Annotated in this window: 26 protein-coding genes; 8 read left to right on the top strand and 18 right to left on the bottom strand. The window is 70.4% G+C overall.

Going from position 1 to position 26,627, the window contains the following annotated elements:
• Nucleotides 1-177: 177 nt before the first annotated feature.
• The 13 genes from Q9R27_RS04805 to mraZ form a co-directional block, all read right to left on the bottom strand.
• Complete coding sequence (locus Q9R27_RS04805) at nt 178-927, bottom strand: FtsQ-type POTRA domain-containing protein (protein ID WP_311251200.1); 750 nt, start codon at nt 925-927, stop codon at nt 178-180.
• Nucleotides 920-2,353 carry a UDP-N-acetylmuramate--L-alanine ligase gene (gene murC, locus Q9R27_RS04800; protein WP_311251199.1) on the bottom strand — a complete coding sequence of 478 codons (1,434 nt, stop codon included), beginning with the start codon at nt 2,351-2,353 and terminating at the stop codon, nt 920-922. The genes Q9R27_RS04805 and murC overlap by 8 nt, the downstream gene beginning before the upstream one ends.
• Nucleotides 2,350-3,420 carry an undecaprenyldiphospho-muramoylpentapeptide beta-N-acetylglucosaminyltransferase gene (gene murG, locus Q9R27_RS04795; protein WP_311251198.1) on the bottom strand — a complete coding sequence of 357 codons (1,071 nt, stop codon included), beginning with the start codon at nt 3,418-3,420 and terminating at the stop codon, nt 2,350-2,352. Before murG ends, murC begins: the two co-directional genes overlap by 4 nt.
• Nucleotides 3,420-4,685, bottom strand: a complete 1,266-nt coding sequence (gene ftsW, locus Q9R27_RS04790) for a putative lipid II flippase FtsW (protein WP_311251197.1) — start codon at nt 4,683-4,685, stop codon at nt 3,420-3,422. Before ftsW ends, murG begins: the two co-directional genes overlap by 1 nt.
• A 14-nt stretch (nt 4,686-4,699) precedes the next feature.
• Nucleotides 4,700-6,184 (bottom strand): UDP-N-acetylmuramoyl-L-alanine--D-glutamate ligase, encoded by a 1,485-nt coding sequence (gene murD, locus Q9R27_RS04785; RefSeq protein ID WP_311251196.1) that lies wholly within the window; start codon nt 6,182-6,184, stop codon nt 4,700-4,702.
• Nucleotides 6,166-7,239 (bottom strand): phospho-N-acetylmuramoyl-pentapeptide-transferase, encoded by a 1,074-nt coding sequence (mraY, locus tag Q9R27_RS04780; RefSeq protein WP_311251195.1) that lies wholly within the window; start codon nt 7,237-7,239, stop codon nt 6,166-6,168. The genes murD and mraY overlap by 19 nt, the downstream gene beginning before the upstream one ends.
• Nucleotides 7,236-8,660, bottom strand: a complete 1,425-nt coding sequence (murF, locus tag Q9R27_RS04775; RefSeq protein ID WP_311251194.1) for a UDP-N-acetylmuramoyl-tripeptide--D-alanyl-D-alanine ligase — start codon at nt 8,658-8,660, stop codon at nt 7,236-7,238. Before murF ends, mraY begins: the two co-directional genes overlap by 4 nt.
• Entirely contained in the window at nt 8,657-10,132 is a 1,476-nt protein-coding gene (locus tag Q9R27_RS04770; protein ID WP_397219648.1) for a UDP-N-acetylmuramoyl-L-alanyl-D-glutamate--2,6-diaminopimelate ligase, read from the bottom strand. The genes murF and Q9R27_RS04770 overlap by 4 nt, the downstream gene beginning before the upstream one ends.
• A gap of 94 nt (nt 10,133-10,226) precedes the next feature.
• Nucleotides 10,227-12,011 carry a penicillin-binding protein 2 gene (locus Q9R27_RS04765; RefSeq protein WP_311251193.1) on the bottom strand — a complete coding sequence of 595 codons (1,785 nt, stop codon included), beginning with the start codon at nt 12,009-12,011 and terminating at the stop codon, nt 10,227-10,229.
• Nucleotides 12,008-12,598: a hypothetical protein gene (locus Q9R27_RS04760; protein ID WP_311251192.1), complete on the bottom strand. Its 591-nt coding sequence runs from the start codon at nt 12,596-12,598 to the stop codon at nt 12,008-12,010. Before Q9R27_RS04760 ends, Q9R27_RS04765 begins: the two co-directional genes overlap by 4 nt.
• Nucleotides 12,595-13,563 carry a 16S rRNA (cytosine(1402)-N(4))-methyltransferase RsmH gene (rsmH, locus tag Q9R27_RS04755; RefSeq protein ID WP_311251191.1) on the bottom strand — a complete coding sequence of 323 codons (969 nt, stop codon included), beginning with the start codon at nt 13,561-13,563 and terminating at the stop codon, nt 12,595-12,597. The genes Q9R27_RS04760 and rsmH overlap by 4 nt, the downstream gene beginning before the upstream one ends.
• Before the next feature lie 4 nt (nt 13,564-13,567).
• Complete coding sequence (locus Q9R27_RS04750) at nt 13,568-13,720, bottom strand: hypothetical protein (RefSeq protein ID WP_311251190.1); 153 nt, start codon at nt 13,718-13,720, stop codon at nt 13,568-13,570.
• Nucleotides 13,721-13,930: 210 nt separating this feature from the next.
• Nucleotides 13,931-14,359, bottom strand: a complete 429-nt coding sequence (gene mraZ / locus Q9R27_RS04745) for a division/cell wall cluster transcriptional repressor MraZ (protein WP_311251189.1) — start codon at nt 14,357-14,359, stop codon at nt 13,931-13,933.
• Between the two features lie 392 nt (nt 14,360-14,751).
• Here mraZ and Q9R27_RS04740 point away from each other — a divergent pair, with 392 nt between their 5' ends.
• Genes Q9R27_RS04740 through Q9R27_RS04730 form a run of 3 tightly spaced genes read left to right on the top strand, consistent with a single transcriptional unit; the run spans nt 14,752 to nt 19,335 of the window.
• Nucleotides 14,752-15,702, top strand: a complete 951-nt coding sequence (locus tag Q9R27_RS04740; RefSeq protein WP_397219647.1) for an AAA family ATPase — start codon at nt 14,752-14,754, stop codon at nt 15,700-15,702.
• 7 nt (nt 15,703-15,709) lie between these two features.
• Nucleotides 15,710-16,981 (top strand): DUF58 domain-containing protein, encoded by a 1,272-nt coding sequence (locus Q9R27_RS04735; protein ID WP_311251187.1) that lies wholly within the window; start codon nt 15,710-15,712, stop codon nt 16,979-16,981.
• Complete coding sequence (locus Q9R27_RS04730; RefSeq protein ID WP_311251186.1) at nt 16,978-19,335, top strand: DUF3488 and transglutaminase-like domain-containing protein; 2,358 nt, start codon at nt 16,978-16,980, stop codon at nt 19,333-19,335. Before Q9R27_RS04735 ends, Q9R27_RS04730 begins: the two co-directional genes overlap by 4 nt.
• A 16-nt stretch (nt 19,336-19,351) precedes the next feature.
• Here Q9R27_RS04730 and Q9R27_RS04725 read toward each other — a convergent pair whose 3' ends face one another.
• From Q9R27_RS04725 to Q9R27_RS04715, 3 genes are all read right to left on the bottom strand, one after another.
• Nucleotides 19,352-19,780: a DUF3040 domain-containing protein gene (locus Q9R27_RS04725; protein WP_311251185.1), complete on the bottom strand. Its 429-nt coding sequence runs from the start codon at nt 19,778-19,780 to the stop codon at nt 19,352-19,354.
• Between the two features lie 132 nt (nt 19,781-19,912).
• Nucleotides 19,913-20,623, bottom strand: a complete 711-nt coding sequence (locus Q9R27_RS04720; protein ID WP_311251184.1) for a methyltransferase — start codon at nt 20,621-20,623, stop codon at nt 19,913-19,915.
• A gap of 51 nt (nt 20,624-20,674) precedes the next feature.
• On the bottom strand, nt 20,675-21,130 hold the full coding sequence (locus Q9R27_RS04715; RefSeq protein WP_311251183.1) for an SAV_6107 family HEPN domain-containing protein: 456 nt from the start codon (nt 21,128-21,130) through the stop codon (nt 20,675-20,677).
• A gap of 191 nt (nt 21,131-21,321) precedes the next feature.
• Here Q9R27_RS04715 and Q9R27_RS04710 point away from each other — a divergent pair, with 191 nt between their 5' ends.
• The 4 genes from Q9R27_RS04710 to Q9R27_RS04695 are packed head-to-tail and all read left to right on the top strand — an operon-like array spanning nt 21,322 to nt 24,116.
• A complete protein-coding gene (locus tag Q9R27_RS04710; RefSeq protein WP_311251182.1) occupies nt 21,322-21,801 on the top strand; it encodes a YbaK/EbsC family protein in 480 nt (159 codons plus the stop codon).
• 4 nt (nt 21,802-21,805) lie between these two features.
• Nucleotides 21,806-22,165, top strand: coding sequence for an ArsC/Spx/MgsR family protein (locus tag Q9R27_RS04705; protein WP_311251181.1), 360 nt, complete (start codon nt 21,806-21,808; stop codon nt 22,163-22,165).
• A 24-nt stretch (nt 22,166-22,189) separates the two neighbouring features.
• Nucleotides 22,190-22,777, top strand: coding sequence for a DUF4126 domain-containing protein (locus tag Q9R27_RS04700; RefSeq protein WP_311251180.1), 588 nt, complete (start codon nt 22,190-22,192; stop codon nt 22,775-22,777).
• 31 nt (nt 22,778-22,808) lie between these two features.
• The gene (locus tag Q9R27_RS04695; protein ID WP_311251179.1) at nt 22,809-24,116 is read left to right on the top strand and encodes an NAD(P)/FAD-dependent oxidoreductase; all 1,308 of its coding nucleotides are present in this window, start codon (nt 22,809-22,811) and stop codon (nt 24,114-24,116) included.
• A 10-nt stretch (nt 24,117-24,126) separates the two neighbouring features.
• On the opposite strand, the gene metF is transcribed toward Q9R27_RS04695, so the two are convergent.
• Nucleotides 24,127-25,017 carry a methylenetetrahydrofolate reductase [NAD(P)H] gene (gene metF, locus Q9R27_RS04690; protein ID WP_311251178.1) on the bottom strand — a complete coding sequence of 297 codons (891 nt, stop codon included), beginning with the start codon at nt 25,015-25,017 and terminating at the stop codon, nt 24,127-24,129.
• Nucleotides 25,018-25,094: 77 nt separating this feature from the next.
• Here metF and Q9R27_RS04685 point away from each other — a divergent pair, with 77 nt between their 5' ends.
• Complete coding sequence (locus Q9R27_RS04685; RefSeq protein ID WP_311251177.1) at nt 25,095-26,180, top strand: polyprenyl synthetase family protein; 1,086 nt, start codon at nt 25,095-25,097, stop codon at nt 26,178-26,180.
• Nucleotides 26,181-26,191: 11 nt separating this feature from the next.
• Here Q9R27_RS04685 and Q9R27_RS04680 read toward each other — a convergent pair whose 3' ends face one another.
• Entirely contained in the window at nt 26,192-26,611 is a 420-nt protein-coding gene (locus Q9R27_RS04680; protein ID WP_311251176.1) for a barstar family protein, read from the bottom strand.
• Between the last annotated feature and the right edge of the window lie 16 nt (nt 26,612-26,627).

The following is a 26,627-nucleotide window of genomic DNA, read 5'->3' as shown; positions in this document are numbered from 1 at the left end:
ACTCGTGTCCGGTGTGGGCCTGGCTGGTTGGGCGGGGAAGACGATCGGCTGGAACGAAACCCTAACCCTGAAGTAGAGGGTTATAGTTATGTCAACCTCTCGATGCCGAAGACAGTAGGCAGCGCGGAGCCACGAATCACGCAGACACGCGGCGCGTGGCGAGAAAAGCTGAAGAAATCAGCGGGTCGTGGCCTGGCCGGGCACGGTGACGTCGTACTCCTTGGCCTCCACCTCGTCCAGCAGGACCGCCAGGACCCGGGCCTTGTCAGCCGAATCCTCCGCACTCCCCCACTGGACCACGCGCCCGTCGCGCAACTGCAGGCTGATCTGGTCGATGCTGTGCAACTCCAGGTGCTCGACCTGCTGGGCGATGTCGTCGGGCAGTGCCGCGATCACCGCGGCACCCTCGGCCCGGGCGTCGGCGGCGGTGTCCTCGTCGATCTTGATCAGCGGCAGCGACTCGGGCTGCTCGGCGAAGTCACGGAAGGCGACGCCCTCGGCGTCGATGCCCCGGAACTCGCCGCCGGCCTCCACCACGGCCACCGCGACCCGTTCGGTGACCTTGACCAGGATCGCGTCGGGCCACTTGCGCGACACGTCCGCCGTACGGACTGCTGGCAACTCCTCCACCCGGTCGCGGATCGCATCCAGGTCGGTGCGCGCCAGCGGTACGTCGTGGGGCACTGCGGCTGCGGCCTCGACCTGCTCCACGGTGAGCAGGTCATTGCCCTCGACCTCGACGCCGTCGACGGCCAGCAAGGAGGAGAAGAAGACCGCCCAGGCGCCGATCACGAGGACGACCAGCACCGCGGCGGCGACCACCACCGCACGCATGCGCAACCAGCGACCGGCCCACTGGCGCCGCGCGAACCGCCGCCGGGTCAGTTCCGCCTCGTCGGGCCGCTCCCGGCGCCAACGCTCAAGCATTGTTCTCCGTCGCCGCCTGACGGGACAGTGCGTCGAGGACGACCGGGCCCAAGGCCGTCACCGTCCCGGCGCCCAGGGTCAGCACCAGGTCGCCCGGCGAAGCCAGCTCCACCAGTGCCGCGGGCACGCGGTCGAAGTCCGGCTCGAACCTGACGTCGTCCGGCGACAGCGGCACCGCCGCCGCGACCATCGCTCCGGTCACCTCGGGGTCGGCTTCCTCGCGAGCCAGGTAGACGTCCAGGACGACGACCCGGTCGGCCGCGCCGAGCTCGGCGCCCATCCGGGTGCCGAAGATCCGGGTCCGCGAGACCAGGTGGGGCTGGAAGGCCACCACGACCGCGCCCTCGCCGGCCACCGAGCGGGCCGCCTGCAGGTCGCCCCGGATCTCGCTGGGGTGGTGCGCATAGCTGTCATAGACGCGTACGCCGCCGGCCTCGCCCTTGAACTCCATCCGGCGCCGGGTCCCGGTGAAGCCGGCCAGGCCCCGGGCCAGGTCCGCGAAGCCGTGTCCCAGGTCGAGTCCGATGGCCAGCGCGGCCAGCGCGTTGTGCACGTAGTGCCGGCCCGGCACGCGCAGCGTGATCTCGCCGAGCACCTCACCGCCACGGCGTACCGCGAAGGTGGTGGTGGTCCCCTCGTGGCGCAACCCCTCGGCGACCAGGTCGGCGTCAGGCGACTCGCCGTACGTGATCACCCGCAGGCCCTTGTCGCGGGCGGTTGCTGCCAGGCGGCGGGTGGCGTCGTCGTCGGCCCACGTGACCAGCAGCCCGCCGGGGTCGATCCGGTCGAGGAAGTCGGTGAACGCGGCCTGGTAGGCCGCCTCGGTGCCCCACTGGTCGAGGTGGTCGGCATCGATGTTGGTCACGATCGCCGCCGCGGGCGAATAGACCAGGAAGGCCCCGTCGCTCTCGTCCGACTCGGCGACGAAGACGTCGCTGGTGCCCTCGGCAGCGTTGACTCCGGAGCTGGCCAGGTCGCCGCCGATCGTGTACGTCGGGTCCTCACCGGCGGCCTGGAGTGCCACGGTCAGCAGCGAGGTCGTCGTCGTCTTGCCGTGCGTGCCGGCGACCGCAATCGCCCGGCGGCCGGCCATGATCGAGGCCATCGCCGCCGAGCGGGGCAGGATCAGCAAGCCCTGCTCGCGTGCGGCGAGGTATTCCGGGTTGTCCTCGCGGATGGCAGTGGAGACGACCAGGGTGTCGACGTCGCGGACATGGTCGGCGGCGTGCCCGACGTGCACCCGGGCGCCCAGGTCGCGCAGCGCGGCCAGGACCGGGGAGTCGGTGCCGTCGCTTCCGCTGACCGTGACGCCGCGCGCTAGCAGGATCCGGGCGATCGCGGAGAGCCCGGCGCCGCCGATGCCGATGAAGTGGACGCGTCCGAGGTCCTCCGCGGCCGGGATGGTCTGTGGGATCGGCACCCTCATCGGCGTGCCGCCAGGATCATCCGGGCCAGCTTTTCGTCGGCGTCGAGGGGGATCACGCCTGCTGCTGCGGCGCCCATCGCGGCCAGGCGGTCGGCGTCGGTGAGCAGTTCGGCCAGTGCGGTCCCGATCCACTCCGGGCTCAACGCGGCGTCACTGACCAGCAGGCCGCCGCCGGCGTCGACGACCGGGCGGGCATTGAGGGCCTGCTCGCCGTTGCCGATCGGGAGGGGCACGTAGACGGCCGGCAGGCCGACCCCGGAGACCTCGGTGACGGTGTTGCTGCCGGAGCGGCACAGGACCGCATCCGCTGCGGCGTACGCCAGGTCCATCCGGTCCACGTAGTTGCGCACCACGTAGGGCACTCCGGTCTGCTCCGGCGAGGCCTCCCCCTGCGGGCCGACCACGTGCAGCACCTGGACACCGGCCGCGCCGAGCTGGGCCGAGGCACCCGCGACTGCCTGGTTGATCCGCCGGGCGCCCTGCGACCCGCCGGTGACCAGCAGGGTGGGCCGTTCGGCGTCGAGACCGAAGCTGGTCCGCGCCTCGGCGCGGAGCGCCGAGCGGTCGAGCTGGCTGATCATCCGCCGGATCGGCAACCCCGTGTACGTCGCGTGCCGCAGGTCGGTGTCGGGGAAGGAGGTGGCCACCGAGGTGGTCATCCGGGCGCCGAGCTTGTTGGCGATGCCGGGCAGTGCGTTGCCCTCGTGCACCACGATCGGGATGCCACGCTTGCGGGCCGCGAGATAGGCGGGCACCGAGACGTAGCCGCCGAAGCCCACGACGACGTCGGGGCGGATCCGGTCCACCACTTCCAGTGCCGCGTTGCGGGCGCCGCGGAGCCGGCCGGGCACCCGGAGCAGGTCAGCGTTGGGGCGACGCGGCAGCGGCACCTTGTTCACGAACTCCAGCGGGTAGCCGGCCTCGGGGATGAGGCGTGCCTCCAGGCCCTCGCGGGTGCCCAGGCAGGTGATCTCCACTGCTGGCTCCAGCCGGGCCAGTGCGGCGGCGGTCGCGAGCAGGGGTGAGGTGTGGCCGGCGGATCCTCCACCGGCGAGCAGGACTCTCATCATCTTCCTCGTCGTGACGTGCCGGCCGACAGGCCGGCGGAGCGGCTGCGCTTGCGGGCGGCCAGGGCCCGTGCTGCCTCCGGTTCGGAACGGGCGAACCCGATCAGCAGGCCCAGCGCGATCAGGGAGGGCAGCAGCGCGGATCCACCATAGGAGATCAGGGGAAGCGGGATGCCGATCACCGGCAGCAAGGCGAGCACCATGCCCACGTTGATGATCATCTGCCCGAGCAGCCAGACGGTGATCCCGAAGCTGGTGTAGCGCACGAACGGGTCCTGGGTCCGGGAGGCGACCCGGATCGCGGCGAAGGCGATGGTGAGGAAGAGCATCAGCACCAGCAGGGTGCCGACCAGGCCCAGTTCCTCGCCGAGCACCGCGAAGATGAAGTCGGTGTGCGCCTCGGGCAGGTCGCCCCACTTCTGCTGGCTGGCGCCGATGCCCTGGCCGAACCAGCCTCCCGTGGAGAGCGCGTAGAGGCCGTGGGCCGGCTGCCATCCGGCGTCGTGGTAGTCGGCGAACGGGTCGATGAAGTTGAGCAGGCGTCCGCGCCGGTTGTCGTTGGTGGTGGCCATGTAGAAGGCGCCCACCGCGATCACCGAGAAGGTCAATGCGAAGAGCTTGCCCGGCGCGCCGACCACCCAGAGCATCGCGAGCATGATCGCGAAGACGACCAGGGCGGTGCCGAGGTCGCGCTGCCACACCACCAGGGCAGCCACGGCGGCCATGCCGGGCACTACCGGGATCAGCACGTGGCCGAGCTGGTCCAGCCGGCGGTGCTTGACGGCGTACACGTGGGAGGCCCACAGGATCACGGCCAGCTTCGCCATCTCGGAGGGCTGGATGACGATCGGGCCCAGCCCGAGCCAGTTCTTCTGGCCGTTGCGGACCAGCCCCATCGGGCCGATGGTGAGCGCCAGCAGGACCAGGGCGCCGGCCAGGCCGAGCCAGGTGAGCTTGCGCAGCACCGCCCGGGGCATCCGGGAGACCACGAACGCCAGCGGCAGCCCGATCGCGACCCAGGTCAACTGGCGCTTGAAGACCGCGTAGGAGTCCCCGGACTCGCGGAACGAATAGACGCTGGAGGAGGAGAGGACCATGATCAGGCCCACGGTGAGCAGCAGCGCCGAGGCGCCCAGCAGCAGGTAGTACGACGTGAGCGGGCGGTCCAGCGCGGCCCGCAGCGAGGCGAGGGTCGCCGCGATCCGGTTCGGGGGCTGCGTGGCCTGGTCCTGCTTCGTCGTCCGCTGGGACGTGGTGGTGGCCACCTGGCTGCCCTCCCTCAGGTCTGTCGTGCGATCCACCGCTGCACGGCGGCGGCGAACCGGTCTCCTCGCTCACCGTAGTTGGCGAACATGTCCATCGAGGCGCATCCCGGGGCGAGCAGCACGGTGTCCCCCGGCTGTGCCAGCCCGGCGGACGCCACAACGGCGCGATCCATAGGATCCTCCTCGGCCCCAGTCTCCCCGTCCGTGATGTCGATGACGGGCACATCCGGTGCGTGTCGCGCCAGCGCGTCGGCGATCACGTTGCGGTCCGCCCCCATCAGTACGACGCCGCGCAACCGCTCGCGGACCCGGGAGACGAGGTCCTCGAACCGTGCCCCCTTGGCCAGTCCCCCGGCCACCCAGACGACGGGCTCGAAGGCCTGGAGCGAGGAGAGCGCGGCGTGTGGGTTGGTCGCCTTGGAGTCGTCGATCCAGGTGACCTGGGCGTGCTCGGCGACGTGGGCGATCCGGTGGCCGTCGGGGCGGAAGGCGCGCAGCCCGTCGCGGACGGCTGCCTGGTCCACGCCGTGGGCCCGGGCCAGCGCCGCAGCGGCCAGTGCGTTGGCCACGAAGTGCGGGGCGGGTGAGGCCAGGTCGCCGATCCGGCACAGTTCGGCGGCGCTCGACTCGCGCTGCTCGATGAAGGCGCGGTCGACCAGCAGGTCCTCGACGATCCCGACCTGCCCCACGGCCGGCATGCCGAGGGTGAACCCGATCGCCCGGGCGCCCTCGACCACGTCGGCCTCGCGGACCAGTTCCTCGGTCGCTGGGTCGGCGACGTTGTAGATGCAGGCGCGCTGCACGTGCTCGTAGGCGCGGCCCTTGTCCGCGGCATAGTCGGCCATCGCGGTGGGGCCGGTGTACCAGTCCAGGTGGTCCTCGGCGAGGTTCAGCACCACGGCGGCATGGGCGCTCATCGAGTCGGTGTAGTGGAGCTGGAAGCTGGAGAGTTCGACGGCCAGGACGTCGTACGGCTCCGGGTCCATCACCGCCTCCACGATCGGCAGGCCGACGTTGCCGACGGCGACGCTGCGCAGGCCGGCTGCCCGCAGGATCGAGTCGAGCATCTGCACCGTGGTGGTCTTGCCGTTGGTCCCGGTCACCGCGAGCCAGGGTGCGGGATGGTCGGGGTCACGCAGCCGCCAGGCCAGTTCGACCTCGCCCCAGATCGGTACGCCGCGCTCGCGGGCCTGGGCCAGCAGCGGTGCGTCGGGGCGCCACCCGGGTGAGGTGACGAGGACGTCGACGCCGTCGGGCAGGGTCGCCGTGGCCCCGGGGCCGAGGCGGATGTCGGCCCCCAGCGTGCGCAGCAGGTCAGCCTTCTCCTCCTTGCCGGCAGGGTTCTCGTCCAGGGCGATCACCGTCGCCCCGAGGAAGAGCAGGTTGTCGGCGGCGGCGAATCCCGAGACACCGAAGCCGGCCACGGCAGCCGTGACGGTGTCCCACGAGTCGTTGCGGCCCAGGGAGTCCAGGTCGACCATCAGGTGCCGGCCACCCATTCGGCATAGAAGATGCCCAGCCCACCGGCGACACAGAGCCCGGTGATGATCCAGAACCGGATCACCACGGTGACCTGCTCCCAGCCGAGCATCTCGAAGTGGTGGTGGATCGGCGCCATCCGGAAGATCCGCTTGCCCTTGCTGAGCTTGAAGAAGCCCACCTGGAGCATCACCGAGACGGTCTCCATGACGAAGAGGCCACCGATCACGATGAGCAGCAGTTCGGTGCGGGTCAGGATCGCCAGTCCGGCCAGCGCGCCCCCCAGGGCCAGTGATCCGGTGTCGCCCATGAAGATCTGTGCCGGCGAGGCGTTCCACCACAGGAAGCCGAAGCAGGCCCCGGTGATCGCGGCCGCGACGATGGCCAGGTCGAGCGGATCGCGCACTTCGTAGCACTGGCCATAGCTGATGTCGGCCTGGCCGCACCACTGGTTGTTCTGCCAGATGTTGACCAGGGTGTAGGCACCGAAGACGAGTGCCGAGGCGCCGGCTGCCAGCCCGTCCAGTCCGTCGGTGAGGTTCACCGCGTTGCTGGTGCCGGTGATGATCACCCAGAAGAGAGCGACGACCAGCACGCTGGGCAGCACCCACGACGTGTCGCGGATGAAGGAGAGGTGCTGCGAGGCCGGGGTCTGTCCGCGGCCGTCCTCCAGCCACGGGGAGAGCGCGAGGATGCCGAAGACCAGCGCGATGAGCGTCTGGCCGATCATCTTCGCCTTGCTGCGCAGGCCGAGGTTGCGCTGCTTGTAGATCTTGATGAAGTCGTCGAGGAAGCCGACCAGGCCCATCCCGGCGAAGAGGAAGAGCAGCAGCAATGCCGAGGCGGTGGGCAGGTCCCGGGTGATCAGCTTGGCGAAGGTGTAGCCGAGGACCGTGGCGGCAATGATGACGATGCCGCCCATCGTCGGGGTGCCGCGCTTGGTGTGGTGGCTGGTCGGTCCGTCCTCACGGATCTCCTGGCCATACCCCTTGGCAGCGAGCAGGCGGATCGCATAGCGGGTCCCGATCAGGGAGACCAGCAGCGAGATCCCGCCACCGAACAGGATTGCTCTCATGCCTGGGGTTCCTCCGCTCCTGGTCCTGGTCGGGCGGCAGCCACGAGGCCGTCGGCGATCGTTTCGAGCGCCGGTCCGCGTGATGCCTTCACCAAGACCACGTCTCCGGCACCAACATTGTGCCGCAACCATGCCAGAGCCAGGTCACGATCCGGCGCGGACACCACGAGCGTGTGGTCGGATGTGACGCGTTCCGCACCTGCTGCGATGGGTGCCGCTCCTCCGTCCTCGGCCCCGACCACCACGAGCACGTCGATGCCGGCTGCGACCACGGCCTCCCCCAGCGCCCGGTGCTCGGCCTCGGTGGCCTCGCCCAGTTCCAGCATCTCGCCCAGCACCGCGACCGTGCGGCTGCCCCGGGCAGCACCGATCGAGGCCAGGGTGGCGACGGCGGCCCGCATCGAGTCGGGGTTGGCGTTGTAGGCGTCGTTGATCACCACCGGCCCCCCGGGCACCTCGGTGGTCTCCATCCGCCAGCGCGACAGCGAGACGGCTTCGGCCAGTCCCTCGCGCACCTGGTCGGGGGCGAGGCCGGCTGCGGTGGCCATGGCCGCTGCGGCGGCGGCATTGGCCAGTTGGTGGTCGCCGATCTGGCGCAACTGGACCCAGCCGGTCTCCGCGCCGATCCCGAACGTCGCGCCGGGCCTGCCCAGGTCGTCGCGGCGGGCGTCGGCCCAGGTGACCTCGCAGCCGGGCGTCGTACCGAAGCGGACCACCCGGGCGGCGGTCCGCTCGGCCATCGCCGCGGTCAGGGCATCGTCCCCGTTGAGTACGGCGACCCCGTCGGCGCCCAGCGCCTCGATGATCTCCCCCTTGGCCTGCGCGATCGCCTCGCGCGAGCCGAACTCGCCCAGGTGCGCCCTGCCGACGTTGACCACGGCGGCTACGTCGGGCGGGGCGATGGAGCACAGGTAGGCGATGTGGCCGACGCCCCGCGCTCCCATCTCCACGACAAGGAAGCGGGTGTCGGCCGTGGCGCGGAGCACGGTGAGCGGCACGCCGAGTTCGTTGTTGTTGTTGCCTGCGGTGGCCACGGTCTCCCCCGAGCGGGCCAGCACCTGGGCCAGGTAGTCCTTGGTGCCGGTCTTGCCCTGGCTGCCGGTCAGCGCAAGGACTGTGACGTCGGGCAGGCGGGTCAGCAGGTGGCGGGCCAGGCGCCCGAGTGCGACGACGGGGTCATCGACGACCACGGTCGGTACGCCGGTGACGCGGGTGCCGAGGACTGCCGCTGCGCCGCCCTGGACCGCCTGGGTCGCGAAGTCGTGGCCATCGGCCCGTTCGCCGACGATGGCCACGTAGAGCCCGCCGGGTTCGACGGTGCGGCTGTCCTGGCTGGCCGGTGCGGTGACCTCGAGGTGCGGATCGCCGTCGACGGTGCCGCCAGTGGCGGTGGCGATCTCGGCCAGGGTCATCGTGATCATCGACCGGCCTCCTCGGCGACCACGACGCGGTCGTCGAAGGGGTGGACCACCCCGTTGATCTCCTGTCCGGTCTCGTGGCCCTTGCCGGCCACGAGCACGATGTCGCCGGCCACGGCCTGTTCCAGTGCAGACCGGATCGCGGCCCGGCGGCCGGCCACCTCGATCACCTCGCCGGGACCGGCCGCACCGGCAAGCACCTGGCTGCGGATCGCGGCCGGGTCCTCGGTGCGCGGGTTGTCGTCGGTGACCACGACCAGGTCGGCCAGGCGCGCAGCGATCTCGCCCATCACCGGACGCTTGCCACTGTCCCGGTCGCCGCCGGCCCCGATCACGATGATGAGCCGGCCGCTGGTCAGCGGACGCAGGGTGGTCAGCGCGGCCTCGACCGCGTCGGGCTTGTGGGCGTAGTCGACCACGGCAGTGATCCCGCCGGGGACCTCGACCCGCTCCAGACGTCCGGGGACACCGCCACCGCGGGCCATGCCCTGCGCCACCTGCTCCGGGTCGTGCCCGGCCTCCGCTGCCGCGGCGATCGCGGCCAGTGCGTTGGCGACGTTGAAGTCGCCCGCGATCGGCACCGAGGTGCGCACCCGGATCCCGTCCGGCCCGAGCACGGTGAACTCCGAGCGCTGGGGCTGCAGGTCGAGGTCGACCGCACGCCAGTCGGCGGAGGCGTCGTTGAGCGCGAAGGTGCGGATCGGGATCTTGGCCTCGTCGCGCAGGCGCCGGCCGTGGTCGTCGTCGAGGTTGACCAGCCCGCGCCGGGCCCGTTGCGGGGTGAACAGCCGTGCCTTGGCGGCGAAGTAGTCCTCGACGTCGGTGTGGAAGTCGAGGTGGTCGCGACCCAGGTTGGTGAAGACGGCGACATCGAAGACGATGCCGTCCACCCGCCCCATCACCAGGGCGTGGCTGGAGACCTCCATCGCGCACGTGTGCACGCCCTGCTCGACCATCAACGCGAACAGCGCGTGCAGGTCGGGTGCCTCCGGCGTGGTCAGCGTGGTGGGGATGTCGACACCGTTGATGCGGGTGCCGACGGTGCCGACCACGGCCGCCGGGACGGAGGCGGCCTGCAGGGCGATCTCCAGCAACCGGGTGGTGGTGGTCTTCCCCTGGGTCCCGGTGACCCCGATCATCGCCAGGTTGGTTGCCGGGTTGTCGTGCACGCGCGCGGCGAGCGCACCCAGCCTGTCGCGGGGGTCGTCGACGACCAGCACGGGCACGCCCGGATTGCCCGGCCCTCCGGCCGGGTCGCGGAGCAGTGCTGCGCCGGCCGGGTCGGTCAGGATCGCCACCGCGCCGGCAGCCACCGCATCACGCGCGTACGTCGCACCATGGACGCGGGCGCCCGGCAGGGCGGCGTACAGGTCTCCGGGCAGCACGCGCTGCGAGCCCAGGCTCAGGCCGGTGACCCGGGTCGTGCCGGCATCGTCCGGGGACGGCAGGTCCAGCCACTGCGCCACCTGCGCCAGCGTCGACGCGGTCGGAGCACTCGGTCGGGTCGCCCGCAGGGCGTCACTGCTCACCACGGCGCGAGGCTATCGCGGCGTGCGCCGCTTTCCTGCTTCACCACTCGACGGGCAGGGCCGGATCGGGGGTGCCGGTCGGGGGGACGGCGTACTTGCTGAGCAGGTGGGTCATCACCTTCTTGAAGACCGGACCGGCGGCGGAACCACCGCCGTACCCCTTGGCCGGGTTCTGGATCATCACGTAGACGGTGAACCGGGCGTCGTCGGCCGGCGCGAAGCCGCCGAAGGAGACGGTGAAGGTGCCGTCGTAGCAGCCGCAGTCCTTGCCCACCCGCTGCGCGGTGCCGGTCTTGCCGGCGACCCGGTAGCCGGGGATGTTGGTGACCTTGGCGATGCCGTCCTCGGCATCGGTGACCAGTTCCATCATCTCCGCGGTCTGCCGGGCTGCGTCCTCGCTGACCACCCGGGTGCGCGTCGTCGTGTCGGTGCCGACCTCATTGCCACTGTCGGTGACTGCCTTGCCCTGGATCAGGCTGGGGCTGACCAGGACGCCGTCATTGGCGATGGCATTGATCGCTGCGGTCATCTGGAAGGCGTTGACGCTCAGGCCCTGTCCGAAGGCGATCGTGGCGTGCCTGATCGCCGACCAGGTCTCGGGAGCCGGCAGCACGCCACGGGTCTCGCCGCGGATGCCAAGGTCCGTGTGCTGGCCGAGGCCGAACTTGCTCAGGTAGTCGTAGAGCTCCTCGTGGCCGAGTTCCTCCGCGGCCAGGATCGTCCCGATGTTGGAGGACTTGGCCAGGGCGCCGGCTGCGGTCAACCGGATGTCGCCGTGGGACCAGTGGTCACGGACGGTGTGGCCGTTGCGGCGCAGGGATTCGGGCACCTCGAGCCGGGTGCGCGGCGTGATCTTGCCGGCATCGATCAGGGACGCGAAGGTGAGCACCTTCTGCACCGAGCCGGGCTCGTAGGTCTCGCTGGCTGACCGGACGCCGAGGTCCTCCTTGGGCGAGCCGAGCGGATCGTTGGCGTCGAAGGTCGGATAGTCCGCGGCCGCCAGGATCTCGCCGCTGCGGGTGTCCATCACGATCACCGTGCCGGACTCCCCCTTGACCTCGCGGACCCGTTCGGCCAGGACCCGCTGGGCATAGAACTGCAGGTCGCGGTCGATGGTCAGGACCAGGTCCTGTCCGTTGACCGGGTTGACCGTGGTGTTCTCCCCGAGTGGGATCCGGTTGCCGGCGCCGACCTGGTAGGTCGTGGAGCCGTCGACACCGGAGAGTTGCTCGTCGAAGGTCCGCTCGAAGCCGGCCAGGGCCTCGTCCTCGCCGATGAAGCCGATCAGGCTGGCCGCCACGTCGTCGGCCGGGTAGTCACGCATCGGGTCGCGCCGGGTGGAGAGACCCTTGTACCCCTCGGCGGTCAGTTCGCGGACCACCCTGGTGGCCAGGGTCGCCGGGACCCGCCGGGCCAGGTACTGGAAACGGGTGTCCTGGCGGCGCAACCGGTCCAGGACCGTGAAGTAGTCGACGCCGACCTCGTCAGCCAGGCGGGTGGCGATCTCGGCAGCGTGCGCGCGGGTCATCTGCGGGTCGCCGACGATCATCATGCCGTCGATGGAGCTGGCCAGTTCCACCCCGTTGCGGTCCACGATCGCACCACGGGTGGCCGGCAACTCCACCTTGACGATGCCCTCCGCGGCCGCCATCGCGGCGTACGCGTTGGGGTCGAGGCCCTGGAGCTGGACCAGCCGGGCACCGAAGACCGAGAGCACCATCGCGATGATGATGAAGCCGAATCGGAGCCGGAACATCGCCCTGCCGCGGTCGGCGTCGCCCGGGCGCGCACCACGGGTGCGGGCCGCAGGTGGTCGACGGCTCACTGGCTGCTCCGGTCTCCTCGGTCGTTGCTGGACGAGTCATTACTACCCGCCGCCGCGTCCCGATCCGGTGAGGCTGGGTCCGTGTCGGCGCTCGCCTCGGGCTGTGCGGGCACCTTGATCACCAGCGGGGCCGGGTCGAGTTCAGCGGGCTTCTTGGCCTCCGGCGGACGTACGTCGATGCCGTCCTCGGCCTTGGCCGGCACGGGGTTGCCGAGGATCGTTCCGTCGGAGAGGTTGATGAACGCCGGGTTGAGGGAGGGCACCATGCCCAGCTCCTGTGCCTTCTCGGCCACCCGCTGCGGGTTGCGCAGTTCGTCGAGCTCCATCTGGAGCCCCTGCTGGCGGTCGCTCAGCTCCCGCGCCTGCTTCTCCAGGGCGGTGTTGGCGAACGCGTTCTGCTGCATGGTGGTGTTGAAGAGCAGGAGGCCGACGACCCCGGCGACCAGGAGCAGGCTGACCAGGGTGACGAACGGAACCCGCGGCGCGTGCGGGTCAAGGCGCGGCACGACGCTGAGGCGGGCCCGCTCGACGGCGGACTCGGCGATCCGCTGGACGCGGACCCTGCTCAGGGGAAGCGGACTGCTCATGCCTTGTCCTTTCCGCCCCGGGCCTGCAGGCGTTCGATGGCGCGCAGCCGGACCGAGGCGGCGCGTGGGTTGCTGGTGATCTCTGGTTCCACTGCCTTTTCCGCGCCACGGGTGACGACGCGGAAGTCCACTTCGTGGCCGGCCGGGATGAAGGGCATGTCGGGCGGTACGTCGCTGCTGGAGACCTCGGCGAACGCCTGCTTGACGATCCGGTCCTCCAGCGACTGGTAGGCCTCGACCACGACGCGTCCGCCGGGGCCGATGGCGGCCAGGGCTGCCGGGATCGCGCGGCGCAGCACGTTGATCTCGTCGTTGACCTCGATCCGCAGCGCCTGGAAGGTGCGCTTTGCCGGGTGTCCCCCGGTACGCCGCGCCGGCGCCGGGATGGCGTCGTACAGCAGGCTGACCAGGCGGCCCGAGGTGGTGAACGGCGCCTGCTCGCGCTCGCGGACCACGTGCTGGGCGATCCGCCGGGCGAACCGTTCCTCGCCGTAGTCGCGCAGGATCCGGGTCAGTTCGTCGAGCGGGTAGGTGTTGAGGACGTCGGCTGCGGTGCGCGGGTCCTGGTCGTTCATCCGCATGTCGAGCGGGGCGTCCTGGGCGTAGGCGAAGCCACGCTCGGCCATGTCGAGTTGCATCGAGGAGACGCCGAGGTCGAAGAGGACCGCGTCGACGTGGTCGAGGTTGCGCTCGGCCAGCACCCGGGGCAGTTCGTCATAGACCGCGTGGACCAGGTCGGTCCGGTCGGCGTACGGCGCCAGCCGGGCACCGGCCCGGGCGAGCGCGTCGGTGTCGCGGTCGATGCCAATCAACCTGGCCTGGGGGAATGCCTCCAGGAGGGCCTCACTGTGGCCGCCGAGGCCGAGGGTTGCATCGACCATGATGGCGCCGGGAGTTTCGAGGGCGGGAGCCATGAGCTCCACGACCCGGTCGAGGAGGACCGGGACGTGCTGCGGGCTGGTCATCTGCTCAGCCCAGCTGCCCGAACGTCATCACCACGGCCAGGAGAGCCGTCAGGGCGAGCGAGGCACCGACCGAGAAGAGCATCACGCTCACCGCGTCGCGCACCTGGTGGCGCACACGTGGTGTCGGTCGTGCTGTGCCGCTGACACTCAGGCTCATGGTCTCGACCCCTGGCTGGTGGTTGTAGGACTGCGTGGTTCATCAAGAAGGTGCTGATCCGGATCGCAAGGCCAGGTCCCTGCCCGCTCCCCAAGGGGGAAGTTGTCTTCTGGAACCGGGGAAGGTGCCCCAGACGACGTGCGGGGAGCGGGCTCGAGACCTCGTCCTGCGATCCGTTGTTGAGTTGAGTCGTGCTGTGTCGGGCCTGGCTCAGATCCCGGGGAAGACCTCGTCGCTGAGTTCGGAGAACTTCTGCTCCTGCTCCTCCGAGTAGGACTGCCACGAGGCGGGATCCCAGATCTCGATCCGGTTCATCGCGCCGATCACCATCACGTCCTTGCTGAGTGAGGCGTACTCCCTCAGCACTGCCGGGATGCCGATCCGACCCTGCTTGTCCGGGACTTCCTGCGACGCGGCCGCGAACAACATGCGGACGTAGTCACGGGTGCCCTTGTTGGTCACCGGCGCCTCGCGGAGCCGGTCGGTCAGGCGTCCGAAGTCCTCCAGCGACCAGACCGTCAGGCAGCGCTCCTGCCCTCGGGTGACCACCAGGCCCTCGGCCAGGTCCTCTCTGAACTTTGCCGGGAGGAAGAGCCGGCCCTTCTCGTCGAGCTTTGGCGTGTAGGTGCCGAAGAACATCCGGCACCACCCCTTCGAGCCCGTCTTCCTCCACTGCGCACCACTTTACTCCACTTCCCTCCCCCGTCAACCATTCCATGCGTGTTTTTCTGCGTTTCTCGCCCGGGAATCGCGCACTTCGCCCGCAGCCCTCGCTCGGCAATGCCTGGCCCCGGATCTGCGTTTGCGCAGGCCAGGGCCGGTTTTCGGGCCATCGACCGAGAATGGTGGTGTGCCGGTGGGGAGAAATGGCGAGCGGTGGTGGAGCAAAGTGGTGCGCCGCGGCAGGACTTCCGGTGTCGGGTGGCGAGATCGGCGTCCGGGTCAACCACCCCTAGGCTTGACTGGCACGGATCCGGCACCCACCCCGACAGGGCTGCCGCAGCGACTCCCGGAAGGACATGACCGTGGCGGTGGAGGTAGACGTCTCCGGTGTGAGGCACGTGGCCGACCTGGTCCGCGAGAACATCAACGCAGTCATCGCCGGCAAGGACGAGGTGGTCAACACCGCCGTCACCGTCCTGCTGGCCCAGGGCCACCTGCTGATCGAGGACGTGCCCGGCGTCGGCAAGACGATGTTGAGCAAGGCGCTTGCCCGCTCCATCGACTCGACCGTGAAGCGGATCCAGTTCACCCCCGACCTGCTCCCCTCGGATGTGACCGGAGTCAGCATCTTCAACCAGGACACGCGCGAGTTCGAGTTCCGCCCCGGTGGCATCTTCGCCAACATCGTGGTCGGCGACGAGATCAACCGGGCATCCCCCAAGACCCAGTCCGCACTGCTGGAGTGCATGGAGGAGCGGCAGGTCTCCGTGGATGGCCGCACCTGGGAACTCGAGGCTCCCTTCATGGTGATCGCCACCCAGAACCCGATCGAGATGGAGGGCACCTATGCCCTACCCGAGGCCCAGCGCGACCGCTTCATGGCCCGCGTCTCGATGGGCTATCCCGTGGTCTCCTCCGAGATCGCCATGCTTGCCTCCCACTCCCTCCACAGCCCCCTGGACGACCTGCGTGCGGTGACCACCGCCCAGGAGATCCGCCGGGCCGTGGACGTGGTCAGCCAAGTGCACACCGCGGAGTCGGTCCTGCGCTACGCCGTCCACCTGACAACGGCCACCCGCAATACCCACGAGTTGAACCTCGGCGCCTCCCCACGGGCCTCGCTCCAACTGGTCCGGGCAGCCAAGGCCACCGCGGCCATGGCGGGCCGCAACTTCGTGATCCCCGACGACATCGCGGCCATGGCCCGCCCGGTGCTCAGCCACCGGCTCATCCCCAGCGTCGAGGCATCGATGGGCAACCGGGACACCGGCGCCATCGTGGACGGCATCCTCGCCTCGGTCCCGGTCCCCACCTCCTAGGCGCCGGATGGCTGCGCGAAGCTCCACCCTGACCGTCCGCGGCCGCGCCTTCGTCGCGGCCGGTGCGACGGCAGTGGTCTGCGCCATCCTGCTGGACCAGCGCTCGCTGGCCCGGATCGGCGTACTGGTGGCCGCGCTCGCCCTGGTCGCCGTGCTGGTGGTCCGTCGCAGTCGCTACCAACTCGCACTGACCCGCACCGTCGAACCCCAACTGGTCGGCGCAGGCGCGACGTCCCAGGTCCACCTGGAACTGGTCAACGAGGGGCGTCGCCGCACCGGACTGATGCTGCTCGAGGACACCCTGCCCTTCGTCCTCGGATCCCATCCACGGTTCGTCCTCCCCAGCGTGCGCCCCGGGGAACGCCGCACGGTGACCTATCAGATCCGCTCCGACGTCCGCGGCCGCTTCCCGGTCGGTCCGATGACGGTTCGCCTGCGGGACCCGTTCGGCCTGGTCGAGGTGGTGCGCGCCTTCCACGCGACCGTGCCCGTGACCGTCACGCCACGGACCATCGACCTGCCCGCGGTCCCGATCGCCGGGGCCTGGACCGGGTCCGGGGACAACCGCCCCCGGGCATTCGCCACGGGTTCTGCCGAGGACGTCACCGTCCGGGAATACCGCCACGGCGACGACCTGCGGCGGGTGCACTGGCGCAGTTCGGCCCGGTCCGGCGAACTCATGGTGCGCCGGGAGGAGCAGCCCTGGCAGTCACGGGCGACCATCTTCCTGGACAACCGCTCCAGCGCCCACCAGGGCCGCGGTGCAGCCTCATCCCTGGAGACGGCCGTCTCGATGGCTGCCTCCGTCGCGGTCCACCTGGCCCAGCGCGGCTTCATCGTCCGCCTGGTCACGGCCGAGGGCGAGGACCCCTCGATCCCGTGGCACGAACGGAGCACCTCGGCCAACGTCCTCCCGCTGCTCGAAGCACTCGCCGTCGTCAACCTGTCCCACCAGGCACACCTGGACACGTCCTGGATGGGCGACTCCTCCAGGACCGGGATGCTGGTGGGGATCCTCGGAGCCATGGACGACCACGACCACGAGGCATTGCGCAGGATGCGCCTGAACGGCTCGAACCCGATGGCCGTGGCACTGGACGTCGGCCGTTGGGGCACGGGCAGGGGCCAGCAGCTGGCCCAGGCCGGGGACGCCGCGGCCACCCGCCTGGCCGGTCTCGGGTGGCGCGTGGTGGTTGCCGGACCGGAGGACCGCCTGCCACGACTGTGGGAGGACCTCGCCCAACGCCGTACGACGGCCCCGAAGGCGGGCACGCCATGAGTCGACGCCGGTCCGGGCTGGCCACCGCCGCCATCGTCCTCACCGCTGCCGCCACGTCGTGGGTCGCCCTGCTGGCCTGGCGCGGCTTCGCTGCGCCGAGTTCGAAGCTGCTGGTCCTCCTGCTGCTCGGCATCGGGCTGACCTCGGCGGTCGGGGCCGTCGCCCGCCGGGTGCGGATGCCGTTGCCCTTCGTGGTGAGCAGCCAGTTGCTGGGGATCCTCGTCTACCTCAACGGGATCTGGGGATCGGGCCCGCTGCCCACCCCTGCTTCGGTGCGGACCACATCGCAGGCATTCGTCGATTCCGTCGACATCCTGCAGACCTATGCGGCCCCTGTCCCGGCCGAACTGCACCACGCCCTGCCCGTCCTGGTCGGCGGTGGCCTCCTGTGCCACCTGTTCGTCGACCTGCTGGCCGTGACCATCGGGCGAGCCGCACTGGCCGGACTGCCCCTGCTCGTGGTCCACGCGCTGCCTGTGAGCATCCTGGAACGGTCGGTGCAGTGGTGGGTCTTCGTGCTCGCCGCGGTCGGCTTCATGGCCATGCTGGCGCTGGAGGAGAACAGTGTCGTGGGCCGCTGGGGACGTGGCTTCGGCGCGGACGGCACCACCCGTGGCACTGGCCCCCTTGCGTCGCACGACCCACAGCGCCACCCACTCACCCTCGGCGTCGCGGCGGTCCTGCTCGCCCTGGTGGTCCCGCTGGCCCTGCCCACCATGGGGCTGGACCTCCTCGGGTCCGACGACGGCAACAACCCCGGCGACGACGAGATCCGGATCATGAACCCGATGACCGACCTGCGGCGCGACCTGGTCCGCGGCGAGGACATCGGACTGCTGCGGGTGCGCACCACCGGAGCCGAGCCGGAATACCTGCGCACCGCCGTGCTCACCGTCTATGACGGCGAGGCATGGCGCCCCGGTGACCGCTCGCTCTCGGAGAACAACACCGCCGACGGCGAGATGCCCCGTCCGATCGGACTCGGCTTCGACGTGCCCACGTCGAGCCAGGAGTGGACGATCGCGGCACTCCCCGAACTCAAGTCCCTCTGGTTGCCCACCCCCGGCTCGGTGAGCGCGGTCCGCGCCGGCAAGGACTGGCGCTATGACGCCGCGGTGCTGGACATCCACTCCGCGAACAGCAGGACGACCACCGCAGGGCTCACCTATTCATTGACCGAGATGATTCCCCGGATCACCGGTGATGACCTTGCCCAGGCCGGTGATCCGCCCTCGCGGATCAACAGCACCTATGGGGCTCCCCCTGCGGGGCTCCCGGGCTCCGTCGCGGCGGCGGCTGAGGAGGTCACCGAGGGCGCCGAGACCGACTTCGAGAAGGCCCTCGCCCTGCAGGACTGGTTCCGCAACTCCGGGGGCTTCACCTATTCGCTGGAGCCCAACGCAGGCAACGGGAACAACGCCCTGGCCGAGTTCCTGGAGGACCGGGTCGGCTACTGCGAGCAGTTCTCCTCGGCCATGGCCGTGATGGCGCGCCACCTCGGCATCCCGGCCCGCGTCTCGGTGGGGTTCTACCGCGCCGAGGTGCTCGACAACGGGCTCTATGAGTTCAGTTCGCACGACCTGCATGCATGGCCCGAGCTCTACTTCGCGGGCTATGGCTGGGTGCGCTTCGAGCCGACCCCCGCTTCCCACATCGGCACAGTCCCGCCGTACACCACCGATGAAGTCGACGATCCGACCAGCACCGAGGCACCCACCGATCAACCCACCGAAGCACCCACTTCGGCAGCCCCGTCCTCCGCCGCGCCGAGCCAGGCCCCCGACGTCCCCGAGGCCCAGGGCAATACGGACCAGGACAACTTCTCCTGGACCCCTGTGCTGTGGGTGCTGGGCATCCTGCTCGTCCTGGTCGCCCTGCTGCTCGCACCTCGCCTGCTGCGCCGCGGTCGCACTGCCCGGCGCTGGAACGGCGACCTGCCCCCCATTGAGGCGGCATGGTCCGAGTTGCGTGACGTGTGCCTGGACCTGGGTCGGGGCTGGCCCGCGGGCAAGTCGCCGCGCGCCACCGGAGCCGCCGTGACCCGGTGGTTCGGCCCGCCCGAGCAGGACCGGACGGTGCGACTCCCCCAGACCGGTCCCCAGATCAATCCCGAAGCGACGGCGGCCATCCGGCGACTGGTCGTCGCACTGGAGGCGCACCGCTATGCGGCCCGCCCCGATCAGGACGAGGTGAGCGTGCTGCGCAGCGACGTCGCCCTCTGCACACAGGCACTGGAGAACGGCGTCAGTCGCGACACCCGGATCCGCGCGACCTGGACCCCGCGCTCACTGCTGCGTCGCGACGTACCGCTGGACGACAAGGACGAACCCCTGGTCGGGGACCACGCGGACTGACCGGGAGGCTCCCGCTTCAGAAGCCGCCGTCGTCACGCCGGCGACGCCAGCGCTCTTCCATCCGCTCCATGAACGGAGTGGACGAGCGCGGCTTGCGGGTGCGGTGGGCACGACCCCCGTCAATGACACCGAAGCCGTCGCGTCCGCTGGGACGCGCCTCGGCGCTGGGCGCGGCGTTTCCGCCGCGGAGGGCGGCCAGTCCATAGGTGGCAGCGGCCAGCATCACGATGAAGCCGATGATGCCGAGCGGGATCACCGCAAAGATCGCGCCTGACATGAGCAGGGCGATGCCGACGATGAAGACCGCACCGGAGGCGACGGCCTTACGGCGTGCGGCCTGCCGCGACGTGGTCCCGCGCAGCGCCGAGGCGAACTTGGGGTCCTCCTCGGAGAGGGCGCGCTCCATCTGCTCGAGCAGACGCAATTCTTCTTCCGAGAGCGGCACGGTTTCCTCCCCTGCGCGGTGCGTGGATGTGGTCCTTCATGGCCAAGTCTAGGCAGCCCCACGCAAAGGTGGTACCTCCCGGGCGAAATTGACCACTGCACGAACACACACGACGTTCATGCCGCGCCGGATTCAGCGCGTGGCGAGCACGTGCACCTGGGTGGCCAGGGGCAGGTATTCACTCCGGGTGGCCACGGCGCGCTCCAGGTCCAGCAGTGCCTGGGTGGCGCCGGGTTCGAGGTCGAGCAACGATCCGGGAACGAGGTCGGCGAAGACCCGGATGCCATGGATCGAGGTCACCCGGAGGCCGGCACCGTCCAGCAGGCCGGTGATCTCGTCACTGGTGAAGCGGTGCCCGGAGCGGCCCACTGCAGCCCCGTCGAGGATCTCGCGGGCCTGGCCGAAGTGGCCGGCAATGGCGCGGGCCACCACGGCCGCGTGGCGCTGGTTGGCCAGGACGCTGAGGGTGCCTCCCGGGCGGAGCACCTGGGCAAGTGTGGCGAGGGCGGATGCAGGGTCGTCGACGACCTCCAGCACCCCATGGCACAGCACCACGTCGACGCTCTCCGGGCCGACTGCTTCGAGCAGGGTCGAGATGTCTCCCTGCTGCCCGGTGACGCGGTCGGCGACATCACCTTCCTGGGCCCGTCGGCTGAGCGCGGCCAGTGCGTCCGGGCTGGGGTCGATGACACGGACCCGATGACCGAGTTCAGCCACCCGGACCGCGAAGCCTCCGGTGCCGCCCCCGATGTCGAGGACGTCACTGTCGGACCCGAGGATCCCCTGCAGCGACTCCCACACGATCGACGTCCGGGCGGCTCCCCTGCGTTCACTGGCTGACATGCCGTCAACACTAGACGAATCGCCACTGGACGAGTCGCCGCACGGAGCAGGTCAGGCGCTGAGCCCGGGGCGCCAGGGCAATTGCTGCTCGAAGGGCACGTGGGCTGCCAGGCCGAGGTGCTGCTCGACGATCGCCAGAAAGCGATCGGCTTCACGGACCAGGTCGTCGGCTTCACGCTCGGTCACGGCGCGACTCGATCCTGCCTCCGCCGCGGCCCGCTTGCTGGCGCCGGCTGCAAAGAACCCCGCCCACTCGGCAAGGTCCGGCGCCAGGTCGGCGAGCAGGACCCAGGCGTTCCGTTGCGGCCGGCGGCGCTTGCCTGCGGCCACCGGGACCGACCGGGCTGCGATCAGGGCGGCCGCTGCCCGCAGTGCCGCCACATGGGCGCAGGCATAACGGGTCGGGACCTCGGTGGTCGTGATGGCCTCGCGCAACGACTCCGCCGCTCGCTCAAGGTAGGAGTGGGTGGTCGCGGGAAGGCAGTACGGGTTGGGGGCCATGGTCATCGTCGTCTCCTTGGGTTCCTTGTCGCGCGTCTGCCCCGAGGTCACCACCCACCCCCGACAGTTGCTCCCGGCGGGGGCGGGGGTCGAGGGCGCCCCGCCGGGAGCAGTTCGAACACACGTTCGAACAAGTCCAAGGTATACCTCCTGCGCCCGCCGCTCAACCCCTTCTTCTCCCGGACTAGTCTCGGGACATGTCCGAACACCCCTCGATCGCGAGGTTCCGCCACGCCCTGGCCGAAAAGGGTGGACGCGGCGAGATCGTCGTGCTCCCCGACTCCGTGCACACAGCCGCCCTGGCCGCCGAGGCCTTGGGCTGCGAGGTGGGCGCGATCGCCAACAGCCTGCTCTTCAATGCCTCCGACACCCCTGTCCTGATCCTGACCAGCGGCGCCCATCGGGTCGACACGGCCGCCGTTGAGCAGAGGCTCGGCACCGCCCTGCCCGGCCCGCTGCGGCGTGCCAAGCCCGACTTCGTCAAGGCCGCCACCGGTCAGGTGATCGGCGGCGTCTCCCCGATCGCGCACCCCACCCCGATCACGACGTACGTCGACGGCTGGCTGCGCCGCCATGACACCATCTGGGCTGCCGCCGGCCATCCGGCCGCGGTCTTCAGCACGACGTACGACGAGCTGGTCACCATGACCGGCGCAACCGAGATCGAGGTGGATTGAGGACATGGAGATCTGGATCAACCCGGCCTGTTCCAAGTGCCGCACTGCCGTCGGGGCCCTCGACGAGGCCGGCGCGGAGTACACCCAGCGGCGCTACCTGGACGCCCCTCCCACGGTGGCCGAGATCGAGGACGTGCTCGCCCGCCTGGACCTGGAACCGTGGCACATCGTCCGGATGAACGAGCCGATCGCCCGCGAGATCAACCTCAAGCAGGTGCCCAAGGACGCCGAGCACCGTGCGGACTGGATCAAGGCACTGGCCGAGCACCCGAAGTTGATCCAGCGCCCGATCATCACGCTCGACGACGGCACCGCGGTCATCGCCCGCGACGAGGAGACCCTGGCCCGGGTCACCGGGGCCTGAGCCGGCCCGTGCCGGGAACACGACATGGAATCACTCGCCCTGGTCTTCTCCAGCGGCTGGGCAAGCGGCGTCAATGCCTATCTGGTGGTCCTGGTCCTGGGGCTGAGTGACCGCTTCGGCAACTTCACCGAAGTGCCCGACGTGCTCGGGCGTTGGGACGTCTTGGGCGTGGCGGCGTTGCTCTACTGCATGGAGTTCGTGGCCGACAAGATTCCCTTGGTCGACTCCGCCTGGGACATCATCTCCACCGCGATCCGGCCCATCGCCGGCGCCGTGGTCGGCATCATGCTCGCTGGCGATGCCGACTCCCTCAATGCAGCCGTGGGCGGTGTCGTCGGCGGCGGCTCCGCCCTGGCCTCGCACCTGGTCAAGACCGGGGGGCGCATGGCGATCAACACCTCACCCGAACCTGCCAGCAACATCTTCGCCAGCCTGGTCGAGGACGCGGCAGTGATCGGTGTGGTCTGGTTCGCCATCGAGCATCCGATCGCCGCGGCCTGCCTCGCAGCCGCCTTCCTGCTGATCGGAATGGTCGTGCTCGCCTACGTCGCGCGGCTGGTCCGCCGGTTCTGGCAACGGCGTCGGCAACGGCGCCGTGCGGCCCTCCCCTGAACCACGGATGGTGACCACTAGTCTTCGGCGCATGACGCGAACAGTGGTGATCGGTGGCGGCTTCGGTGGCATGGCCACGGCTGCCCGGCTGGCCAAGCTCGGCCACGAGGTCACCCTCCTCGAGGCACGCGAAAGCCTCGGTGGCGCGCTGGGCACGGTCTCCGCCGAGGGCTTCACCTGGGACGCCGGCCCCTCCACCACCTTGTTGCCGGGCGTCGTACGTGACCTCTTCCGCAAGTCCGGACGACCGCTCGAGCGCGAGATCGACCTGGTCCCGCAGGACGTCCTGCGCGAGCACCACTTCACCGACGGCAGCGTCCTGGCCCTGCCCGGGGGCTCCCGCGCCGCCCAGTACGACGCGTTCGAGGAGCTCGGCACCGGTCTGGGGCAACGCTGGTGCGACCACGTCGAGTCCTTCACCGAGGACTGGGAGGCGATCCGCCGCAACTACCTGGAGCGCCCCTGGATCGCCGACCTGGCCGACAAGGAACTCACCGCCAGGCTGTTCACCCGCGAGGTGCTCGCCAAGCGGCTGAAGAAGTCCCTCAAGGACGACCGGTTGCGCCAGGTCGCCGCCCATCCGTTCGTCTTCGGTGGCCACGACCCCCGCGACGTACCGGCCTGGCTCGGCATGGAGGCCTACATCGAGCAGCGCTTCGGCGGCTGGCGGATCGAGGGCGGGCTGGGGCGCCTGGCCGACGTCCTCACGAAGCGACTGGAGACCCGCGGCGTCACCGTCCGGCTCAACACCCCGGCCACCGACATCGTCGTCCGTGGCGGTCGTGCGGTGGCGGTGGCGACCCCTGAGGGAGAAGTGGACGCCGACGTGGTGGTCTGCGCCGTCGACCCACGCCAGATCCCTGCCCTGGCCACGCACGTACGCCGCACCATGCCGGCCATCCCGCCGGTAGTCTGCCATGTCGGCCTGACCGGCGACGACATCCCCGAACTCGGCCACGAGACCGTCTTCCACGGCGATCCGTTGATCGTGGTCCGTCGCTCCGGGACCGCACCCGACGGCGGCCAGGCGTGGACCCTCTTCGGCCGAGGCCTGCTCGCCGAGGACATCGTGCTCGGGCTGCAACGCAAGGGCATCAACATCCGCCCCCATGTGGAGGTCCGCGTGGACCGCTCGCCGCGGACCCAGGTCAGCGAGTTCAACGGTTCCCCGATGGGCGTGCTGTGGCAGGGGCGCAACACGCTGCGCCACCGGCTCCAGACCACGACCCCGATCCCGGGCGTGTACGCCGCCGGGACCCACGCCACTCCGGGCGCCGGCATCCCCTTCGTCGGCCTCTCCGCAGCCCTGGTCGTGCAGGAGATCGAGCGCGCCGGCTGAACCGGGAAGGTCAGGCGGTGATCTTGAGTGCTTCGAAGATCTCCCGGGTCGCCTTGGAGCGGTTCAGCGTGTAGAAGTGCAGGCCTGGCGCGCCGCCAGCGAGCATCTCGTCGCACATCTCGGTCGCGATCCGGATCCCCTCGGCCCGCAGTCCGTCCTTGTCGTCCTCAAAGGGACGGAGGCGGTCAACGACCTCGGCGGGGATCTCGCGGCGGGAGAACTCGGCCATCCGTCGCATCGAGTTGATGTTCAGGATCGGCATCACACCGGGGATGATCGGGAAGTCGACGCCTGCCGCGGCAGCGCGCTCCAGCAGCCCGAAGTAGTCGGAGGCGCGCAGCACCATGTCGGTGATCGCGAACTCCGCGCCTGCGTCCTGCTTCGCCTTGAGCACGGCGACATCGGCATCCAGGTCAGGTGCATCCACGTGCCCCTCGGGGAATGCTGCGACGCCGACCGTGACGTCGACGGCTTCCTTGATCACCCGGATCAGGTCGGAGGCGTGGTCGACCCCGCCGTCGGTGGCCACCCAGGGCGAGCCGGGGCCGCCCGGCGGGTCCCCACGCAGGGCGAGCACGTTGCGTACGCCGCACTCGGCCAGCGAGGTCACCACGCCGCGGAGTTCCTCGACCGTGTGTCCGACACAGGTCAGGTGGGCCAACGGCACCATCGCGGTCTCCCGGGCGATCCGTCCGGTGATCGCCACCGTGGTGTCACGGGTGGTGCCGCCAGCGCCATAGGTCACCGAGACGAAGGTGGGGCGATAGGGCTCGAGCTCGCGGATTGCCTGCCACAACTGGGCCTCGCCGGCCTCGTCCTTCGGCGGGAAGAACTCGAACGAGAAGGAGCGCTCGCCGGTGCGGATCAACTCCCCGATGCCGGGGCGTTCGTCGGTGTCCATGGCCGAAGCATAGGGAGCACTCCCGTACGCCCCAGCCGCTGTCCACCCGTCAGAACACCGTTGGCTAGGGTCGAGGCGTGACCGAAGCCAGCGCAACCCCCGCCGCCGACACCGACGCGTTCCGGGCCGGACTCCAGGCGGTGGTGGACGACTTCCTCACCGCACAGACCACGCGCCTGGCGCCGCTCGGCCCGGATGCTGCCCGACTCCTCGATGCCGCCCGCGAGGCGATCACCGGCGGCAAGCGGTTCCGCGCCGCCTTCTGCTACTGGGGATACCGCGCGGTCGCCGCGCCCTCCCCCGACGAGGAGACCGCCCTCCTCAAGGCGTGCGCCAGCCTGGAATTGCTCCATGCCAGCGCCCTGGTCCATGACGACTACATGGACGCCTCCGACACCCGCCGGGGCCACCCCGCCACCCACCGCGCCTTCGAGGGCGAGCACCGCACGGCCGGCTGGCGTGGCAACCCCGAGCAGTACGGCGCGGCGGCGGCCATCCTGCTCGGCGACCTGCTGCTGACCTGGGCCGACGAGATGCTGCGCACCTGCGGCCTGCCTCCCGAACGCGTCGAGGCCGCGATGCGGATGTTCGACATCTGCCGCACCGAAGTCGTCGCCGGCCAGTTCCTCGACGTCTCGGTCCAGGCGCGGGGCAAGGCGGACGTGGCCACCGCGATGACGGTGCTGCGCTTCAAGTCCGCGAAGTATTCGATCGAGCGTCCCCTGCACATCGGGGCAGCGCTCGCCGGGGCCGACGACGCGATGATCACCGCGTTGACCGGATTCGGCCTGCCGCTGGGCGAGGCGTTCCAGTTGCGCGATGACCAACTCGGGGTCTTCGGCGACCCGGAGGTCACCGGCAAGCCGGCCGGGGACGACCTGGTGGAGGGCAAGCGCACCGTCCTGGTGGCCGAGGCACTGTCCAGCAGTCCGGCCGACGAGGCTGCCCTCCTCGACTCCTCCCTCGGCCAGGACCTGGACCTGGCCACGGTGGACCGCCTGCGCCGGATCATCGTCGACTCGGGCGCCCATGACCGGGTCGAGGAGATGATCGCCGACCTGGCCCGCGACTCGGTGGCGGCTCTCGAGCGTGCCCCCCTGCGCGAGGAGGCGCGCGACGCGCTCCGCCTGCTCTCCGCCGCGGTCACCCAACGGGTGATCTGACCGGCCGGGGGCTACTGCAACAGGGTGACCCCGGGCAGTTCCGGTCCCCTCCCCCGCAGCAGGACGGCGAACCGGGGGCCCGTCGCGCGGGTCCGCTCGGCGAGCACCTCCAGCAGTGCGGTGAACGATCCGTGGTCGCCTCGGGCCAGTGTCGCCCATCCGTCCCAGAGCAGCACGGTGTCGTGCTCCAGGTCCGCCAGGCAGTCGGCCAGCGCGTCCAGGTTGCGTCCGTAGTACGCCGGGAACCCGAGCGCCTCGCCGAGCGCAGCCAGGACGGCGCGCTTCTCCTGGTCGCGCCACCCGTCGACGTACCCGAACGACCAGCCGGCGCCGTCGACCGCCGCAGCCACCTCCTCCGGGGGGAAGGCCGCCTCCCAGAGATGGACTGCCGGTGCGTCGTGGCCGGCCAGGAGCCCCGCCAACCCGCTCATCGGTGCGCCAACCCAC

This window comes from Nocardioides sp. AE5 (assembly GCF_031844485.1).
Classification (GTDB): domain Bacteria; phylum Actinomycetota; class Actinomycetes; order Propionibacteriales; family Nocardioidaceae; genus Nocardioides.
The sequence above is the reverse complement of the archived record's forward strand: the minus strand, read 5'-3'. Positions and strand labels throughout refer to the sequence as shown.

Coding starts and splice junctions, on each gene's coding strand:
- murF (WP_311251194.1), bottom strand. CDS start 8,660: ATGATCACGATGACCCTGGCCGAGATCGCCACCGCCACTGGCGGCACC.
- Q9R27_RS04735 (WP_311251187.1), top strand. CDS start 15,710: ATGGCTGCGCGAAGCTCCACCCTGACCGTCCGCGGCCGCGCCTTCGTC.
- murD (WP_311251196.1), bottom strand. CDS start 6,184: ATGGGTGGCCGGCACCTGATGGTCGACCTGGACTCCCTGGGCCGCAAC.
- Q9R27_RS04730 (WP_311251186.1), top strand. CDS start 16,978: ATGAGTCGACGCCGGTCCGGGCTGGCCACCGCCGCCATCGTCCTCACC.
- Q9R27_RS04750 (WP_311251190.1), bottom strand. CDS start 13,720: ATGAGCCTGAGTGTCAGCGGCACAGCACGACCGACACCACGTGTGCGC.
- Q9R27_RS04680 (WP_311251176.1), bottom strand. CDS start 26,611: ATGAGCGGGTTGGCGGGGCTCCTGGCCGGCCACGACGCACCGGCAGTC.
- murG (WP_311251198.1), bottom strand. CDS start 3,420: ATGAGAGTCCTGCTCGCCGGTGGAGGATCCGCCGGCCACACCTCACCC.
- Q9R27_RS04695 (WP_311251179.1), top strand. CDS start 22,809: ATGACGCGAACAGTGGTGATCGGTGGCGGCTTCGGTGGCATGGCCACG.
- Q9R27_RS04700 (WP_311251180.1), top strand. CDS start 22,190: ATGGAATCACTCGCCCTGGTCTTCTCCAGCGGCTGGGCAAGCGGCGTC.
- mraZ (WP_311251189.1), bottom strand. CDS start 14,359: ATGTTCTTCGGCACCTACACGCCAAAGCTCGACGAGAAGGGCCGGCTC.
- Q9R27_RS04710 (WP_311251182.1), top strand. CDS start 21,322: ATGTCCGAACACCCCTCGATCGCGAGGTTCCGCCACGCCCTGGCCGAA.
- rsmH (WP_311251191.1), bottom strand. CDS start 13,563: ATGACCAGCCCGCAGCACGTCCCGGTCCTCCTCGACCGGGTCGTGGAG.
- Q9R27_RS04705 (WP_311251181.1), top strand. CDS start 21,806: ATGGAGATCTGGATCAACCCGGCCTGTTCCAAGTGCCGCACTGCCGTC.
- metF (WP_311251178.1), bottom strand. CDS start 25,017: ATGGACACCGACGAACGCCCCGGCATCGGGGAGTTGATCCGCACCGGC.
- Q9R27_RS04720 (WP_311251184.1), bottom strand. CDS start 20,623: ATGTCAGCCAGTGAACGCAGGGGAGCCGCCCGGACGTCGATCGTGTGG.
- Q9R27_RS04805 (WP_311251200.1), bottom strand. CDS start 927: ATGCTTGAGCGTTGGCGCCGGGAGCGGCCCGACGAGGCGGAACTGACC.
- Q9R27_RS04715 (WP_311251183.1), bottom strand. CDS start 21,130: ATGACCATGGCCCCCAACCCGTACTGCCTTCCCGCGACCACCCACTCC.
- mraY (WP_311251195.1), bottom strand. CDS start 7,239: ATGAGAGCAATCCTGTTCGGTGGCGGGATCTCGCTGCTGGTCTCCCTG.
- Q9R27_RS04760 (WP_311251192.1), bottom strand. CDS start 12,598: ATGAGCAGTCCGCTTCCCCTGAGCAGGGTCCGCGTCCAGCGGATCGCC.
- murC (WP_311251199.1), bottom strand. CDS start 2,353: ATGAGGGTGCCGATCCCACAGACCATCCCGGCCGCGGAGGACCTCGGA.